The 16,228-nt window shown below is 71.1% G+C and carries 10 protein-coding genes and 1 pseudogene; 5 read left to right on the top strand and 6 right to left on the bottom strand.

The window, feature by feature from the left end; translation table 11 throughout:
• Positions 1-1,170: a helix-turn-helix domain-containing protein gene (locus EDD90_RS47055; protein WP_123979155.1), complete on the top strand. Its 1,170-nt coding sequence runs from the start codon at positions 1-3 to the stop codon at positions 1,168-1,170.
• Here the strand turns inward: EDD90_RS47055 and EDD90_RS47050 are convergent.
• Positions 1,164-5,276, bottom strand: coding sequence for a bifunctional nitrate reductase/sulfite reductase flavoprotein subunit alpha (locus EDD90_RS47050; RefSeq protein ID WP_260328532.1), 4,113 nt, complete (start codon positions 5,274-5,276; stop codon positions 1,164-1,166). The two genes, EDD90_RS47055 and EDD90_RS47050, sit on opposite strands and share 7 nt — an antisense overlap.
• A gap of 215 nt (positions 5,277-5,491) precedes the next feature.
• Here EDD90_RS47050 and EDD90_RS47045 point away from each other — a divergent pair, with 215 nt between their 5' ends.
• Positions 5,492-7,204, top strand: a complete 1,713-nt coding sequence (locus EDD90_RS47045) for a SpoIIE family protein phosphatase (RefSeq protein WP_123979153.1) — start codon at positions 5,492-5,494, stop codon at positions 7,202-7,204.
• An 85-nt stretch (positions 7,205-7,289) separates the two neighbouring features.
• On the opposite strand, the gene EDD90_RS47040 is transcribed toward EDD90_RS47045, so the two are convergent.
• The 5 genes and pseudogenes from EDD90_RS47040 to EDD90_RS47025 all read right to left on the bottom strand — a co-directional run bounded on the left by EDD90_RS47040 (position 7,290) and on the right by EDD90_RS47025 (position 12,243).
• On the bottom strand, positions 7,290-8,315 hold the full coding sequence (locus tag EDD90_RS47040; protein ID WP_123979152.1) for an alcohol dehydrogenase: 1,026 nt from the start codon (positions 8,313-8,315) through the stop codon (positions 7,290-7,292).
• A 93-nt stretch (positions 8,316-8,408) separates the two neighbouring features.
• Positions 8,409-9,524, bottom strand: coding sequence for a hypothetical protein (locus EDD90_RS47035; RefSeq protein WP_185149468.1), 1,116 nt, complete (start codon positions 9,522-9,524; stop codon positions 8,409-8,411).
• Between the two features lie 114 nt (positions 9,525-9,638).
• Positions 9,639-10,649: pseudogene (locus EDD90_RS47030) on the bottom strand (hypothetical protein); the annotation flags it as partial.
• On the bottom strand, positions 10,595-11,371 hold the full coding sequence (locus tag EDD90_RS55995) for a hypothetical protein (protein ID WP_185149712.1): 777 nt from the start codon (positions 11,369-11,371) through the stop codon (positions 10,595-10,597). The gene EDD90_RS55995 and the pseudogene EDD90_RS47030, both read right to left, overlap by 55 nt.
• Entirely contained in the window at positions 11,371-12,243 is an 873-nt protein-coding gene (locus EDD90_RS47025) for a DUF3500 domain-containing protein (RefSeq protein WP_260328531.1), read from the bottom strand. Before EDD90_RS47025 ends, EDD90_RS55995 begins: the two co-directional genes overlap by 1 nt.
• A gap of 305 nt (positions 12,244-12,548) precedes the next feature.
• Here EDD90_RS47025 and EDD90_RS47020 point away from each other — a divergent pair, with 305 nt between their 5' ends.
• The 3 genes from EDD90_RS47020 (at position 12,549) to EDD90_RS47010 (ending at position 16,212) form a co-directional block, all read left to right on the top strand.
• Positions 12,549-13,157: a hypothetical protein gene (locus EDD90_RS47020; protein WP_221305237.1), complete on the top strand. Its 609-nt coding sequence runs from the start codon at positions 12,549-12,551 to the stop codon at positions 13,155-13,157.
• An 849-nt stretch (positions 13,158-14,006) separates the two neighbouring features.
• Complete coding sequence (locus EDD90_RS47015) at positions 14,007-14,768, top strand: DeoR/GlpR family DNA-binding transcription regulator (RefSeq protein WP_123979149.1); 762 nt, start codon at positions 14,007-14,009, stop codon at positions 14,766-14,768.
• A gap of 88 nt (positions 14,769-14,856) precedes the next feature.
• Complete coding sequence (locus EDD90_RS47010; protein ID WP_123979148.1) at positions 14,857-16,212, top strand: sugar ABC transporter substrate-binding protein; 1,356 nt, start codon at positions 14,857-14,859, stop codon at positions 16,210-16,212.
• Positions 16,213-16,228: the final 16 nt, after the last annotated feature.

The raw sequence follows: 16,228 nt of genomic DNA, 5'->3' as shown, positions 1-16,228 counted from the left end.
ATGAAAGAGCTGGCGGGGCGGCTGGCCGCGGTGGACCCGGATGCCGGGGCCGCCGTCGCGGTCATCGCCTACTTCGACCGGCTGGCCGAGGCCCGGGCCGGTCTGGAGGCGCTGGTGCGCGGGGCCGCCGTGCTCGCCGGCTGTGCGGCGCGCCTTGCCGACGAGGAACGGCGGGTCCGGCTGCGGGTGGAACCGGACGGCCGCCGCAAGGACAGCGAGGGCGCCCCCGAGCCCGGCTGGCCCTGCGCGCCGCTGGTGCCGGGCGGGCCGCCCGCGCTCTGGCTGGAGCGGGCCGGGGACGCCGGGCCGAGCGTCGTGGACGCGGTGATCCTGGAGCGGGCCTCGGCGGCCGTACGGTCCGTGCTCGACCGCACCCGGGGGCGGGCCCCGGCGCCGCCGGTGGACGATCCCGCGCTGGTGGAGACGGTCCTGGACGCCGACGCCCCACTACCGGCCCGGCTGTATGCGGCCCGCCGGCTCGGCCTGGACACCACCGACCCGGCGGCGCGGTTCCGGGCGGTGGCGGTGGCGGACGGCCTGCCCCGCATCCTGACCGACGGCCTGCCCCGCACCGTGACCGACGGTCCGCCCCGGGGCGTGGCGGACGGTCCGCGTGGGCTCGTGGCCGACGCTGCGCAGCAGATCGTGGGCGGCAGCCCGCAACACATCGTCGGCGGCGGCCCGCGCGGGATCGCGGCCGACGGACGTCCGGCGCCGTCGGCGGAACGTGCCGGTGTGGGCCCGGCCGTGGCCGTCGCGGATCTCCCCGACTCCTGGGCGGCGGCCCGCACCGCGCTGCGGTTCAGCTCCGACGGCGGCGCGCAGGAGCCGGGCGGCCGGCCGGTCGTGCACAGCGACGATCTGGGCGGTGTCGCGCTGCTCGCCGGTCTCGTCGTACCCGGAGCCGAACCGGCGCCGGACGTCCGTGCCGTGGAGGCCGCGGCGGCGGATGCGCCCTGGATGCTGCGCACGCTGCACGCGGTCGCGTCGACGGCGAGTCTGCGGGCGGCGGCCGTCGAGGTCAACGTCCATCACTCCACGCTCCAGGACCGGTTGACGCACGCGGAGCATCTGCTGGGCTGGCCGGTGCGCACCCCGCAGGGCCGGTTCCGGCTGCAACTTGCCCTCACCATGCGGCAGCTGATGCGGAACCGGTCAACGGATCAGTAGACGTCCCGGACGTAACGCTTCTCCGTGGCCAGCTGTTTCACATAGGCCCTCGCCTCGTCCTCGGTCAGTCCGCCGTGCAGGGTGGCGATGTCCTTCAGGGCGTTGTCGACGTCCTTGGCCATGCGGGAGGCGTCGCCGCAGACGTAGAAGTGGGCACCGTCCTGGAGCCAGGACCACAGCAGCGGGCCGTGTTCGCGCATCCGGTCCTGGACGTAGACCTTGGCGCGCTGGTCGCGGGAGAAGGCGGTGTCGAGGCGGCTCAGGGTGCCGTCGGAGAGCAGGGCGGTGAGCTCCTCCTGGTAGTAGAAGTCGGTGGCCCGGTGCTGTTCGCCGAAGAACAGCCAGTTGGGGCCGCGGTGGCCGCGGGCGCGGCGCTCCTCCAGGAAGCCGACGAACGGAGCCACTCCGGTGCCGGGGCCGACCATCACCATCGGGGTGACCGGGTCGGCGGGCGGCCGGAAGTGCGGGGAGCGCTGGACGTGCACCGGGACCTCGGTGCCCGGCTCGGCGTCGGCGAGGAACGGGGAGCAGACGCCCTGCCGGGGCTTGCCGTGCAGGTTCTCGTAGCGGACGACCGAGACGGTGAGGGAGACCTGGTGGGGGTCGGTGAGCGGGCTGGACGAAATGGAGTAGAGGCGCGGCTGCAGCTTGCCCAGCACCCCCGCCCACTCCCCCGCCTGCGCGCGGATCCCGAACTCGGCCGCGATGTCGGCCGCCTGCCGCCCCCAGGACCACTTGGCGAGCTCGTCCTTGTTGTCGGGGCGCAGCAGTTTGCGCAGCTCGCGCGGGTCACGGGCGCGTTCGGCGACGAACCGGAGCAGGTCCGGGGTGATCCGGGTGATGTCCAGGTGCCGCAACAGGGCCTCGGCGAAGGGGACTTCACCGACTCCGTTGAGCTCTACGGCGGTTGCGGCGTCGACTCCGGTGACTGTCAGCCATTCTTCCACCAGATCACGGGAGTTGAGCGGTCGTACGCCGAGCGCGTCGCCCGCCTCGTAGACCAGCGGGGTCTCGCTGTCGCGGGTGTCGAAGGTGAAGCGGCGGACCTCCTTGCCGGCACCGGGCAGGCTGAGCAACTGGTTGCCCACGAGCCGGGCGGTGACGGGGGCCGGCCGCCGGGACCTGGCGGGTGCGGGGGCCGGGAGGGCGGCGGGAGCGGGGGCGGGCTCGTCCTTGAGAGCGATGAGCACCTGGTCCAGCCAGGCCTCCGCCTGTGTCTCGTAGTCCGGTTCGCAGTCGGTGCGCGGTGCGAGCCGGACCGCGCCGAGTTCGTCCATACGGCTGTCCAGACGCCGTCCGTGTCCGCAGAAGTCGTCGTAGCTGGAGTCGCCGAAGGCCAGCACGGCGAACCGGCGGCCCGCCAGGCGCCCGGTGTCCAGGGTCGTGAGGCCGTCCCAGAAGCCGGCGCCGTTGTCGGGGGCGTCGCCGTCGCCGAAGGTGCTGGTGATCAGCAGCAGGTCGGCGCCGGTGGGCAGGGCGGCCGGGTCGGCCTCGTCCATGGCGACGAGGGAGGCCGCGTGGCCGCCCGCGGTGAGGCGCTCGGCGGTGGCGGCGGCGAAGTCCTCGGCGTTGCCGGTCTGCGAGGCCCACAGGATGACCACTTGGCGGCCGGGCGTCTGCGCCGTCACGGGGGCCGACGCCGACCGGGAGTACATACCGGCGAGGGTGCCGTTGACCCACAGGGCGTGCTCGGGGCTGAAGGGCGCGTCCGGCGGCAGCACGGGAACACCGGGGGCACCGGCCGGGATGCCGGCCAGGAAGCCGACGAGGTACTGCCGTTCGCGTTCGGTCAGGACCGGCGGCGGGGCGGGCCGGAGGCCGAAGACGGAGGCGGCGGACGCCAGCACGGCGGTGGGAGCGACGACGGCGGCAGCGGGCACGACGACGGCAGGGGACACGACGGCGGCGGCCGGGGTCGCCTCGGCGCCCGGGGGCTGCACGGTCACCGGTGTGGACACCCTGGTCAGCGACACCGCGCACACCTTCAACTCGGGCTGGAAGGACAGGGGGTCGACCGCGTCGCTGGTCACGGCGTTGACGCTGAGGTACTCGCCGAACAGGTCGTTCCAGTGGAAGGGCGCGAAGCAGGCCCCGGGCAGCACCCGGTCCGTGACGACCGCGGGCAGCACGGCCCGGCCGCGTCGCGAGGCCACCTCGACGGAGTCGCCGTCGGCGAGGCCGAGCGCGGCCGCGTCCTCGGGGTGGACCTCGACGAACGGGCCGGGGTTGAGCTTGTTCAGTTTGGCGACCTTCGCGGTCTTGGTCAGGGTGTGCCACTGGTGCTGGAGGCGCCCGGTGTTCAGGACGAAGGGGTAGTCGTCGTCCGGCATCTCGGCGGGGTCCAGGTGCGGCCGGGCGTGGAAGGCGGCACGGCCGGAGGCGGTGGCGAAGGTGAGGGACCCGTCGGCGTTCACGTACCGGACCGGGTTGCGTTCGGGTCCGTCGGCGGTGGCGGCGGGCCACTGGACGGGGGTGGTGCGCAGCCGGTCGTAGGTCACGCCCCGCAGGTCGTAGCCGGTCTGCGGGTTGTGGAAGCGCTTGATCTCCTCGAAGATCTCCTCCGCGCTGTCGTAGGAGAAGCCGTCCTCGAAGCCCATCGCCCGGGCCACCCCGGCGATCAGACGCCAGTCGGCGGTGGCCTCGCCGGGCGGGTCGGCGGCCGGGCGGGCGAGGGTGAGGTTGCGCTCGCTGTTGATGAGGACGCCCTCGGTCTCGGTCCACAGGGCGGCGGGCAGGACGACGTCGGCGTAGGCGTTGGTCTCGGTGTCGGTGAAGACGTCCTGGGTCACGACGAACTCGGCGGCCTCCAGGCCCTCGATGACCGTCTTGCGGTTGCCGACGGAGGCGACCGGGTTGGTGCAGATGATCCAGCAGGCCTTGATCTCGCCGTCGGCCATCTTCCGGTACATCTCGACGGTGCCCTTGCCGACGCCGTCGGCGCGGATCGTGCCGGGTTCCAGTCCCCACACCTCCTCGGCGAAGGCTCGGTCGGAGTCGACCAGGACCGACCGCTGGCCGGGCAGCCCGGGTCCCATGTAACCCATCTCCCGGCCGCCCATGGCGTTGGGCTGGCCGGTGAGGGAGAACGGGCCGCTGCCCGGACGGCAGATCTTTCCGGTGGCCAGGTGCAGGTTGATCAGCGCGTTGGTGTTCCAGGTGCCGTGCGTGGACTGGTTGAGGCCCATGGTCCAGCAGCTGGTCCACTCCCCCGCCTCGCCGATCAGCCGGGCCGCCGCGCGCAGGTCGGCCTCGGGGATGCCGGCGGTCTCCGCGACGGTCGCGGGCGGGTAGTCGGCGAGGAACTCCGGCATCGCCTCCCAGCCCTCGGTGTACGCGGCGACGAACTCGGGATCGGTATGCCCGTTCTCGTACAGCAGGTGGAGCAGGCCGTTGAGCAGCGCGAGGTCGGTGCCGGGCCTGACCTGGAGGAAGAGGTCGGCCTTGGCGGCGGTGGCGGTACGGCGCGGGTCGACGACGATCAGTTTCGCGCCCGCCTTCACCCGGTCCATCAGGCGCAGGAAGAGGATGGGGTGGCAGTCGGCCATGTTGGCGCCGATGACCAGGAAGACGTCCGCCTTGTCGAGGTCCTCGTACGAGCCGGGCGGGCCGTCGGCACCCAGGGAGAGCTTGTAGCCGGTGCCGGCGCTGGCCATGCACAGCCGGGAGTTCGACTCGATGTTGTTGGTGCGCAGATAGCCCTTGGTGAGCTTGTTCGCGAGGTACTGGGCCTCCAGGCTCATCTGGCCGGAGACATAGAGGGCGACCGTGTCCGGGCCGTGCTCGTCGAGAATGGCGCGCAGCCGCCGCGCGGTCTCGGCGACCGCCGTGTCCACCGAAGTGGGCACGGCCTCCTCGCCCCGCTCGGGCCGCAGCAGGGCGGTGGTCAGACGGCCGGGAGCGGAGAGCATGTCGGCGGTGGTGGCGCCCTTGGTGCACAGCCGCCCGAAGTTCGCCGGGTGCTCCTTGTCGCCGGAGGCCTTGAGGACGCTACGGCGGCCGTCCGGGCCCGGGCCGATGTCCAGGACCATGCCGCAGCCGACCCCGCAGTACGAGCACACGGTCCGCACCTTTCCGGTGTCGGTGCTGCGCGAGTCCGGCGCTGCCACGGGCGCCCCCTGTTCTTGCTGGTCAGCCTCTTCCATCCGACCTCGACGGTAGGTACGGGTGATTACGCCGGCGTCACCGCTCCTGATCAACGGGGGTTAAGGCCGCCGCACAGACCGGCCCCGGGCGATGTGAGCGGGAGCGTCCGAGATGCGCCGCACAGCGACCTGATGGACGATGAGGGCGGCCGAGGGCGGGGGCAGGCGAGGAGGTCCGGGTGGACAGGGACACCTCCTCGGGACGACCGGCACCACCGGTCGGTCCGGCCGCGCCCACCGTGGACATCGGCTACTTCGACCTGCTGCGCGGCATGGTCGAGGACTCGGCCGCCGTGTTCGTGGTCCTCGACACCGATCTGCGCTATCTGTACGTCAATCCGCACACGGCCCGGATGACGGGCCTGCCCGCCGCCGCGTACATCGGCCACAAGCTGCACGAGGTGCTGCCGCACATACGGCGGTCGGAGCAGGTGCTGCGGGACATCCTGCGCGACGGACAGCCACGCGAGATCGTCGTGACCGGGCGGACCTGGGTGGACTCGCCGCACCAGGTCCGGGAGTGGCGCTGTGTGTACCACCGGATGGTCGACAGCACGGGCAGGGTCGTGGGCGTCGCCGGGGTGGGCCTGGAGATCAGCGAGCCGCAGCAGTACCTGTACGAGCTGGAGCGCGCCCATCGGCGGCTGGCGCTGCTGGACTCGGCCGCGTCCCGGATCGGGACGGGCACCGATGTCGCCGGGACCTGCCGGGAGCTGGCGGAGTTCGTCGTACCGGAGCTGGCGGACGCGGCCGGCGTGGAGCTCAGTCCCACGGACACGGAGTCGGCGCGGCGGGCGCCGACCCGGCTCGCGGCGTACGCCACGCGTCCCGGGCTGGTCACCGGGCTGGCGGCGCTGGACGCGCGCGGTGAGCTGGTCGGCTGGCCGCGCGGCACCGGGACCCGGCAAAACCTCGCGGCGGGCCGGATCTGGCGGCGCAACGCGATCACCGAGGCGCAGTGGCGGTCGCTGATCCCCCGCTGGGCGCCGGCCCGTGCGTGCATCACCGCGGGTGTCCATTCGGTGCTCCTCGCGCCCCTGGTCTCGGACGGCCGGGTCCTCGGCATCCTGATGCTGGCCCGGGCCGGGGAGTCGGCGCCGTTCTCGAACGAGGACGCCACGGTGGCCCGGGAACTCGCCGCCCGCGCGGCACGCGCCCTGGACCGTGCGGTCCGCTTCGAGCGCGAGCACACCATGGCACTGGAGCTGCAGCGGGCCGTGCTCTCCGAGCCGGGCCAGCTGCAGCAGCGCGCCGGTGTGGAGACCATCGCACGCTACCGGCCCGCCGACGACGGCTCACTGATCGGCGGCGACTGGTACGACGTCCTGGCCCTGCCCGACGGCCGTACGATGCTGGTCATCGGGGATGTGATGGGCCACGGCGTGGAGGCGGCAGTGGCCATGAGCCACTACCGTTCGACCTTGCGTGCCCTGGCCCTCGCGGGGCTCTCGCCGCGCCGCATCCTGCAGCGCGCGGACCGGATGGTCGCCGACTCCGGTTTCGAGCGGGTGGCCACCTGTTTCCTGGTCCTCGGTGACGCCGAGGTCGCCACCCTCACCTATGCCAGCGCCGGCCATCTGCCGCCGGCCTGGCTCACGCCCGGGGGCGAGATGCAGCTGGTCCCGGTGCCGGTCGGCCCGCCGCTGGGCAGCGGGCTCGGCCGGTACGAGCAGCGGGTCTTCCCGGAACGCGGCGGTGTGCTGCTCCTGTACACCGACGGGCTGGTGGAGCGGCGCGGCGAGGACATCGACCTGGGCCTGGACCGCCTGACGGCACTGTCCCTGTGCCCCACCGACCCGCTGGACAAGATCGTCGACACGGTCCTCGCCCGCCTGGCGACCGGTTCGGAGGACGACATCGCGCTGCTCGCGGCGCGGGCCGTACGGACGTGATCCGGACCAGTGCTCCAGACCAGCCGCTCCAGACCAGCACTGCAGACCAGTGCCATGTCACATTCCGCCCACTGCAGTCGTACCGTCAGTCGTAGGTGAGCACCATCCGGAAGCGCGCGGCCCCGGCCATCATCTTCTGGTAGGCCGCGTCCGCCTGCTCCAGCGGTACGGTCTCGATCGTCGGGCGGATGCCGTGCAGGGCGCTGAACTCCATGGTGTCCTGCACGTCCTGCGCCGTGCCGGAGGGGTGGCCGCGGACCACCCGGGCACCCATGATCAGGTGGAACGGGGTGATCCCGAGGGGCTCGGGGTCGGCGCCGATCACCACCAGTTCGCCCCGCGGCGCCAGCCCGTCCACGGTCGCCGAGATGGCCTGCGAGTTGCCCGCGGTGGCGAGGACGACCTCGGCGGCGCCGAGCGACTGGAGGGCCTCCGCGACGGGGGTCTTGGCCGTGGAGTCGACATAGTGGTGGGCGCCGAGCTGCTTGGCGAAGTCGGCCTTCTCGGGGCCGCGGGCGATGGCCACCGTTTCGAAGCCCATGGCCACCGCGTACTTGACGCCGAGGTGACCGAGCCCGCCGAGACCGAGGACGGCGACCAGGTCGCCGGGTTCGGCGGGGCTGCGCCTGAGCCCGTTGAAGGTGGTCACGCCCGCGCAGGCCATGGGCCCTGCGTCGGCCGCGGTCAGCCCGTCGGGGATCCGGGCCAGGGCGTCGACCGGCGCGATCACCTTCGTACCGAAGCCGCCGTCGTAGGCCCAGCCGGGCGTCTTCATGGTCTCGCACACGATGAAGTCGCCCTGTCGGCAGGGCTTGCAGTGGCCGCAGCTGCCGCCGAACCAGCCGACCGCCACCCGGTCGCCGACGGCCCAGCCCCAGTCCTCGATGCCCTCGCCGAGTTCCTCGATCCGCCCGGCGATCTCGTGCCCGGGCACCACGGGGAACGTGAGGCCCGGTACGGCGGCGTCCACGAAGAGGGAGTCGCTGTGGCAGATGCCGCAGGCCTCCACCGCGATCCGCACATGACGGGGTCCCGGCCGTGGCACCTCCCGCTCGACGATCTCGAACGGGCCGCCCGCAGCGGCCACCTGCGCGACTCGGTAGGTACTCATGACGTCACTCCCGGAACGGGTACGACGGAACGGTCCGAAAACCCCTTCACCCAGCACACCAGCTCCGGGCCGATCACGCGCGTCGAGCCCTGATCAGGAGGTGATGCCGTTGTACTGGTCCCAGGTGTAGGCGAGGTCGGGGGCGGAGGGCTTGCCGGTCCAGTCGAAGTAGTCCCAGACGAGTTCGGCGGGGTCGGTGGCGAGGTAGCCCCGGCCGGGCAGGTCGTCGGCGTCGTCCCAGGCCCAGGGCGGGTTGGCGGCGTCTGTGGCGCAGGCGCCGTTGGCGGGGCCGAGGACTCCGCCCTCACCGCACTCGGCGCCGTAGGGGTCGGAGCTGTCGTCGCCGGCGAAGTTGTCGGGCGTCGCGAACAACGTTGTCAGGGTGCGGTTCGCCCACATCCCGTTCGGGGCGAAGATGTCGGTCAGCGTGTACTGGACATCGCGGTCGTCGGACCCGGACGGGACCTCGGCGGTGGAGCCGGGGTAGTAGACGATGCCGTCGCCGTTCGCATACTGGTCGCGTTCCCTGGACAGGTACCCCTCGGCCCATGCGGCGTGGGTGTTGGGCTGCTGGGTGGTGAACGGGCGGCCGTGGCCGTCGTCGTGCGGGTCGCCCTGCAGTTTCAGTGTGCCGTCGACGCTCTCCCGGCCGCTCGTGAAGTCGCTGCCCGAGGGCACCCAGGAGTAGAAGTTGCTGTGTGCGACGGTGATGGCGGCCTTCAACTGCCCGTGTGCCGAGCCGTCGTTGGCCACCACTTCCAGCACGCCCTCGGAGTCGTTCTCGTGCTCGGTCAGGTCCTCCTGGTAGTTGTCGAGGATTCCGTCGGACCAGTCGCGCGGGTGGAAGTACATGTACAGCAGGTAGGAGAAGGACGGGGTCTGGACGACCGAGTAGTAGACGTGCGCCGCGAGCGGGTACTGGCTGGTGTTCTCCCAGTTGTTGCGGCCGTTGAGGTCGCCGTCGTAGTCGTACGAGGTGATGTAGTCGGACTTGCCGCCGAGGGCGGTCTCGCCGGTGGAGTCGACGTCCTGGAAGTTGACCGGGGCCCACCACTGGGCGAGGGCGGCGCGGTCGTCGGCGGTGGCCGCGCGTGCGGGGGCCGGCCGGTTGAGGGCGAGGCAGCCGACGGCGGCGAGGGCGGCCGTCAGGGCGAGGAATCTGCGTCGGGCGAGCGGCGCGCGCGAGCGGCCGGGGCGGCTGGTTGCCACGGTTCCTCCGGGGGCGGCGAAAGGAACCGGCACGCCGATGAACTCGACGCACCGGTACGAGAGTTGGCGCGTGTTCCGGTGGTGCGTGAGGTGCCGCGCGTACGATACAGCGGGTCAGCAGGTGATCGTGCCCCTGCGCAGTGCGTAGCCGTTGTCGTTGCTGTCGTCGGACCAGTACACGGGCTTGGTGCCGCTGCTGCACGCGTCGGAGCCGGAGACGCTGAAGCCCTCGTTGTTGAAGTTGTCCATGCCGGTGGGGCGGTTGTAGATCGCCGTGGTGGCGAAGGCGCCGGACGAGTTGATCTGCATGGTGCGGTGCTGGCCGGAGCAGGTGTCGTCGCAGACGACCCAGAGGCGGGAGGCCTGCGGTTCCCACTGGAGTTCCATGACACCGGCCATGCCGCTGCTGATGGAGGCAACACGGGTGAAGGTGCCGTCGTCCTTCAGGACGTAACCGTAGATCATGCCGGTGCCCTCGACGCCGACGAAGAACACGCCGCCGGTGTGGGAGGCGTAGGTGCTCGAGGCGTAGGCCGCGCCGGTGGACTCGTCCTTGAAGCCGGCGGCGGTCAGGGTGGCGTCGGGGACCCAGGTGATGCCCTCCAGGCCGAGGTTGGAGCCGACGGCCGGCAGGTCGGAGGTGAGGTTCCACTCGGCGGAGGCGTTGACGGTGGTGCTGGTGCCGCTCACGTTGTACTTCAGGACGGACAGCCGGCTGGTGCCCGAGGAGTCCGCGTTGCGCTCGCTGCTGACGTACACGCCGCCGGCGGAGCCGGCGCCGGTCAGGGTGACGCCCTCGTCGTCGGGTGTGCCGGAGCCGCTCGGGAACCTGAGGGTCTTGCCGGATGTCCAGCCGTTACTGGTGTCGGCCTTCCAGGCGGTGATGCCGTTCGGGACCAGTCGCCAGAGCTTGCCGCTGTTCTGTGCCGCCCACATCACGCTCCCCTCCTGGTAGAGGCCGCTCATGTCGGAGCCGAAGGCGTTCTTGGCGTCGGCGGTGGTGACCGAGCTGCTGCCCGGCCAGGCCGTGGCCGAGATGCCGCTGCCGCAGTCGTTGGCGGCGCCGAGGGTCACAGCGGCCGAGCCGAAGGCTCCGGTGCCGTCGGGGGTCCGGTCGCCCGCAGGGGCGCGGGCAGCAGGATGAGCAGGAACAGCAGATGGTCGGTGCCTTCGAGAATATGGTGGGCGCCGAGCCGGAACATGGCGTAGGTGCCGCTCCAGATGCTCCCGCTCTCCAGGTCGACGGTGAGCGGAGCGACGGTCATGGTCCGGGTGCCGGTGCGGATGACCCCGACCTGGGTCGCGCTGTCCTGCCCCGATCCGGCCACCTTTCCGGTGGCCCAGTCCTGGCGGACGGAGAACAGGACGGTTTGGGTGACGACCTGGTGGACGATGGCGTCGTAGTCGAGGACGAAGCGGCGCGGGTCCCCGCCGGCGGGCGGAGTGAGCACGGCCCGGACGGTCAGTTCGCGGTAGGGACCGGTCGAGGTCTGCTGGGTCCGGCCCAGGGCCATGGCACCGAAGGTGACGGTCCAGGCCTTGCCCCGGCGGGTGGTGGCGTGCACATGGGCGGCCAGATAGCGGCGGATCGCGGCCTTCCGCGCCGACAACTGCTCGGCCGTGGTGTCGTCGTCCAGGCCGATACCGCTGGCCCTTGAGAAGTCGCTGACCGGGAGGACCAGTTCGGCGGCCACCGACGTCTCGTGCACGTCGAGCAGGAGCACGGAGTGCGGCATGGGATGCGCGGCAGCGGGCGGCGCCGCGAGGAGCAGCGCCGCCGTCACCGCCGTCGCGATCCCGGCCAGCATGCGCAGCGCATGTGACAGTGAGATCGGCAGACGGTTCATCAGAACGAGAACTCTCGGCCGTAGTCGGTGGTGTGGTCGCGGTAGACGGTGTGGTAGTGGATCTTGCTCGTGTAGACCACGCCGTCCTGGCAGACGAACTCGATCCAGACACCCGGTCCGTCGATGCGCACGTAGTCGCCCTGGGCTCTCAGATCGGTGCTGCCGGAGTACGAGATGTAGGTGTCGTCGAGTTCCGACTTGTAGGTGCTGAGTACGGAGGCGGCGGTGGTGTCGTCCGCCACGTCGACCCAGGGCTTCATGGCCGCGAGGACCAACGCCTGCTGGTCGTCGGTGAGTTCACCGACCTTGAGGCCCTCCTTGGTCTCGGGGAAGTCCCCGTCGTCGTCCGGGCCGAGCAGCACGTCACTGAACGACTCGGAGAGCTTCGCCTCGGTCAGCTCGTCGTCGGTCAGGCTGTCGACCATGGCCTTCATCCCGTCGTACATCCCGGACAGGGGTGCGTACGACGTGCCGTCGTCGCCGGTCCAGCTGGTCGGCTCCACCCCGACGAAGAACGGGGTCGTGCCCTCGACCTCGCCGTCCTTGTAGGTGAGGTTGAGCGCGAGGTGGTGGCCGCCGAAGTGCAGCTGCCAGGTGCCGGTCGTGCTCGGGGTGCCGAGGAACGCCAGGTAGTAGTTGCCGCTGCCGTAGCCGCTGGCGGTCTCACCGAGGTAGTCGTCGGCCTTCAGGATCTGGCTGATCTGGTCGTACCCGCTGCCGCTGCCGGTACCGGTGGCCGCCTCGATCACCGCCTTGGCGGCGGTCAGTTGCTCGTCGCTGAGGGAACTGAACTCGATACCGACCCGGCAGGTCGAACCACAGGGGAGGTTCGACCAGGCGGTGGCGTTCGCCTGGGTGAAGTCGAGGAGCACGGACGACTGCTGGTCGCTGTCGAGGGTGTCCAGGAAACGCGTTGGCCGCGGTGACGACGTCCGAGACGGAGGAGGAGGCCGCGGTCGTGGTCGTTGTGGCGTCGGCGGCGGCGCCGGCCGAGGAGTCGCCGGTGGTCGCGGCGTTGGCGTTGACGTAGACGGCCCCGAAGAGCAGCGCAGTCCCCGCGGCGAGGGCCACGCCCGCCCGCTTCCACTTGCTCTTCGTCCTGCGGTGGGTGTTGATTTCTGACACCTTGACGGTCCCTTTCTGAAGAGAATGCAGAGGAACTCCGGGAACTGTTGCCATGCATAAGGCCATCGGATTTCCCCCGACCCTGGCACATGAATACGCACTATCCGGCGAGAGCCGCCGTCCCGAACTTTCCTGCCCGTTGTCTGGGCGAGACAAATTCCACCAGCCGCCGCTATGGATGGCATCGAGCGGCACTCGGCCTTGCCTATGGGTTGCTGTGGCGGATGCCCGGGAATTTCAGGTTGCAGTAATTCGAATTCAGCCAGCATGGCTGAAAGAGCACACACAGTCCACGACTGTCGTTCCGGCTCCGCAGTTCGGTTGCGGTCGAGGCGAAACCGCCGTCTCCGATCAGGAGGACGCCACACGGCTCGCGTGTCTGCCGGCCGTCGCCGCCCTCGTCGAGGACGCAGCCGCCGAATACGCCACCCTGCTGGACGACGCAGGCCTGGACACCGCCCCGCCCGCGGACGCGCTGGCCCGCTTCCTCGACGCCGGCTGGCGGTTCGTCGACCGCTACTCTCTTCTGCTCACCGCCCCTGCGGCGCGGATTCCGCGGCCCGAGAACGACCCGCACGACTTCGTGCCCCCGCGACTCGAACGGCTCATCCAGCGAGGCCGGCACACGGGCGACTTCGCCCCGTCACTCCCCGCGGCCTGACTCGCCGCCGCCGTCCTCGGGCTCCAGCACACCGCCGTGGCACAAGTCGGAACCCGACGACTCACCGCCCAGGCGGCAGCCGCGCTGTGCCTGGACAGCGCGCTGCGCCTCTGCGGCGGAAGAGCGGGAACGGCGCGCGCCGGACACCACCCGACGACGTAGAAACATCTGGACAAGGCAGGTTCAGCGGCCCGAGCATGAGGCTTGCACAAGTGAAGGTGGCACCGGTGTCGGTGAGAGGACGTCAGACCGTTCGTTCGGCGCCGTAGTAGCCGTGGTGCGCGCAGTTCGAAGCCGCTCCGGAGGGACCGTTCGCAGACGTACAGGTTTCCGTCGGGACCGGGATGTCCGCTCCCGCCGAAGGACGCGCCTGGGGTGCGGGAGTCCGTGAGAAGGCGCAGGAGCTCGCGCGGCACATGGCTCGCTGAGCGGTACGGCCGCGCAGCGCGATCCGATCGCCGGTCTGACCGTCCCAGAGGTTCTCGGCCCCCACGCGCGGTCGCGGTCGGCCTTCCCGGGCCGACCGGACGCGCGGCTGACCCGGATCCGGGGCGGGCTCTCCCGGGTCGGCGCGGGCATGCGGGCGGCAAGCGGGCGTGCGCCGGTCATGGAGCGGGCAGCGTCGCCCCTCGGCGGGCGGCCCTCCGGCGCGTCGTCCAGGCATTCCGCCCTCCGGAAAGCGGGCACATTCGGTCATGAACTGGGCTACGGCGAACCTGGTCAGTACGCGCAATCGCCTTGTACAAATTTGGCCACCGGAGGCCGAACGGGCCGGACTCCGGGACATCGGCCGCCGCGGGCACCACCGCGCAGCGCCCTGCAACAGAGCCATGAAACGGAGGTGCCGCCGTGGACGCCGAGGAACGAAGACGCGGGATCCTCGCAACGGCACGCCGTTCGGGATCCGTCGACGTCGGCATGCTCGCCGCCGACCTCGGGGTCTCCAAGGAGACCGTGCGCCGGGACCTCAACCTCCTGGAGACACACGGGCTGGTCCGTCGTACCCACGGCGGTGCCCACCCTGTCGAGAGCGCGGGCTTCGAGACCACGCTCGCCTTCCGTACCACCGAACACATCCCCGAGAAGTCCAGGATCGCGGCCGCCGCGGCCGCCCTGCTCGGGGACGCCGAGACCGTCTACCTCGACGAGGGCTACACCCCTCAGCTCATCGCCGCCGCACTCCCCCGCGACCGGCCGCTGACCGTGGTCACCTCCTCGCTCGCCACGGCGGGCGACCTGGCCTCGGCCGAGAACATCACCGTGCTGCTGCTCGGCGGCCGGGTGCGCGGCGGGACGCTGGCCACGGTCGACCACTGGGCGCGCCGCATGCTGTCCGACTTCGTCATCGACCTGGCGTACGTCGGCGCGAACGGCATCTCCCGCCAGTGGGGACTCACCACCCCCGACCCCGCGGTCAGCGAGGTGAAGGCCGAGGTCATGCGGATCGCCAAACGCCGGGTGTTCTCCGGCGTCCACACCAAGTTCGGCGCCGTGAGCTTCTGCCGGTTCGCGAACGTCACGGACTTCGAGGCCATCGTCACCGACACCGGGCTGCATTCGTCCGAGGCCCGCCGCTACGCCCTGCTGGGCCCCCAGGTCATCCAGGCCTGAGCCGCAGTCCAACTCCCCATCCCACCACCCCCCGTAAGGCCGGGGCCCTGGTTCCGCACGCCCTCGAACCCTCCTGTTGGAGTCAGTCATGCACACCAGAAGAATGATCCATGTCCTGCTCACGGCCACGGCCGCGGGCTCCCTGCTGGTCGCCTGCAGCGGGGCGGGCGGCACCTCCGCCTCCGGGGGCGGCGGCAAGAGCATCAACGTACTGATGGTCGGCAACCCGCAGATGGAGGACATCCAGAAGCTGACGAAGAGCACATTCACCAAGGACACCGGCATCAAGGTCAACTTCACGATCCTTCCCGAGAACGAACTGCGCGACAAGGTCACCCAGGACATCGCCACCCAGGCCGGCCAGTACGACGTCGCCACCATCGGCGCCTACGAGGTGCCGATCTGGCAGAAGAACGGCTGGCTGCACGAGCTCGGTTCGTACGCCGACAAGGACACCGCCTTCGACTCGGCCGATCTGCTCAAGCCGGTGGTCACCTCGCTGTCCGGCTCCGACGGCAAGCTCTACGCCCTGCCGTTCTACGGCGAGTCGTCCTTCCTCATGTACAACAAGGACGTCATGGAGGCGAAGGGCGTCACGGTGCCCGAGCACCCGACCTGGCAGCAGATCGCCGACATCGCGGCCAAGGTCGACGGCGCGGAGCCGGGGATGCGGGGCATCTGTCTGCGCGGCCTGGCCGGCTGGGGCGAGCTGGGGGCACCGCTGACCACCGTGGTCAACACCTTCGGCGGCACCTGGTTCACCAAGGACTGGCAGGCCCAGGTGAACAGCCCGGCCTTCAAGAAGGCGACGAACTTCTACGTCGACCTGGTCAAGAAGCACGGCGAGGCGGGGGCGGCACAGTCCGGCTTCACCGAGTGCCTGAACGCCATGAGCCAGAAGAAGGTCGCGATGTGGTACGACGCGACCAGCGCGGCCGGGTCGCTGGAGGACCCCAGCGCCAGCAAGATCGCCGGCCATGTCGGCTACGCCTACGCGCCGACCGCCGAGACCAAGAGCAGCGGCTGGCTGTGGAGTTGGGCATGGGCCATGCCCAAGACCACCAAGAACGCCGACGCGGCCTCGAAGTTCATGCTGTGGGCGTCGAGCAAGAAGTACGAGAACCTCGTCGGCGAGAAGCTCGGCTGGTCGCGGGTCCCGGCCGGCAAGCGGGCCAGCACCTACGCGATCCCCGCGTACCAGAAGGCCGCCGGGTCGTTCGGTGACATCACCCTGAAGTCCATCGAGCAGGCCGACCCGGCCGACCCCGGCGTCCAGCCGAGGCCGACCGTGGGCGTCCAGTACGTGGCCATCCCCGAGTTCCAGGACCTGGGCACCAAGGTCACCCAGGAGATCTCCGCCGCCATCGCCGGCAAGACCAGCGTGGACAAGGCGCTCGACGACGGCCAGAAGCAGGCCGAGGACGTCGCCAAGAACTACCGGTGACCGTCACCGCCCGGCC

The sequence above is a fragment of the Streptomyces sp. Ag109_O5-1 genome, assembly GCF_003814875.1.
In the GTDB taxonomy this organism is placed as follows: Bacteria; Actinomycetota; Actinomycetes; order Streptomycetales; family Streptomycetaceae; genus Streptomyces; species Streptomyces sasae.
The sequence above is the reverse complement of the archived record's forward strand: the minus strand, read 5'-3'. Positions and strand labels throughout refer to the sequence as shown.

What these genes read in the sequence shown, in the direction of transcription:
- EDD90_RS47055 (WP_123979155.1), top strand. Translation starts at nt 1, where the DNA reads ATGAAAGAGCTGGCGGGGCGGCTGGCCGCGGTGGACCCGGATGCCGGG.
- EDD90_RS55995 (WP_185149712.1), bottom strand. Translation starts at nt 11,371, where the DNA reads ATGAACCGTCTGCCGATCTCACTGTCACATGCGCTGCGCATGCTGGCC.
- EDD90_RS47020 (WP_221305237.1), top strand. Translation starts at nt 12,549, where the DNA reads ATGCATAAGGCCATCGGATTTCCCCCGACCCTGGCACATGAATACGCA.
- EDD90_RS47040 (WP_123979152.1), bottom strand. Translation starts at nt 8,315, where the DNA reads ATGAGTACCTACCGAGTCGCGCAGGTGGCCGCTGCGGGCGGCCCGTTC.
- EDD90_RS47010 (WP_123979148.1), top strand. Translation starts at nt 14,857, where the DNA reads ATGCACACCAGAAGAATGATCCATGTCCTGCTCACGGCCACGGCCGCG.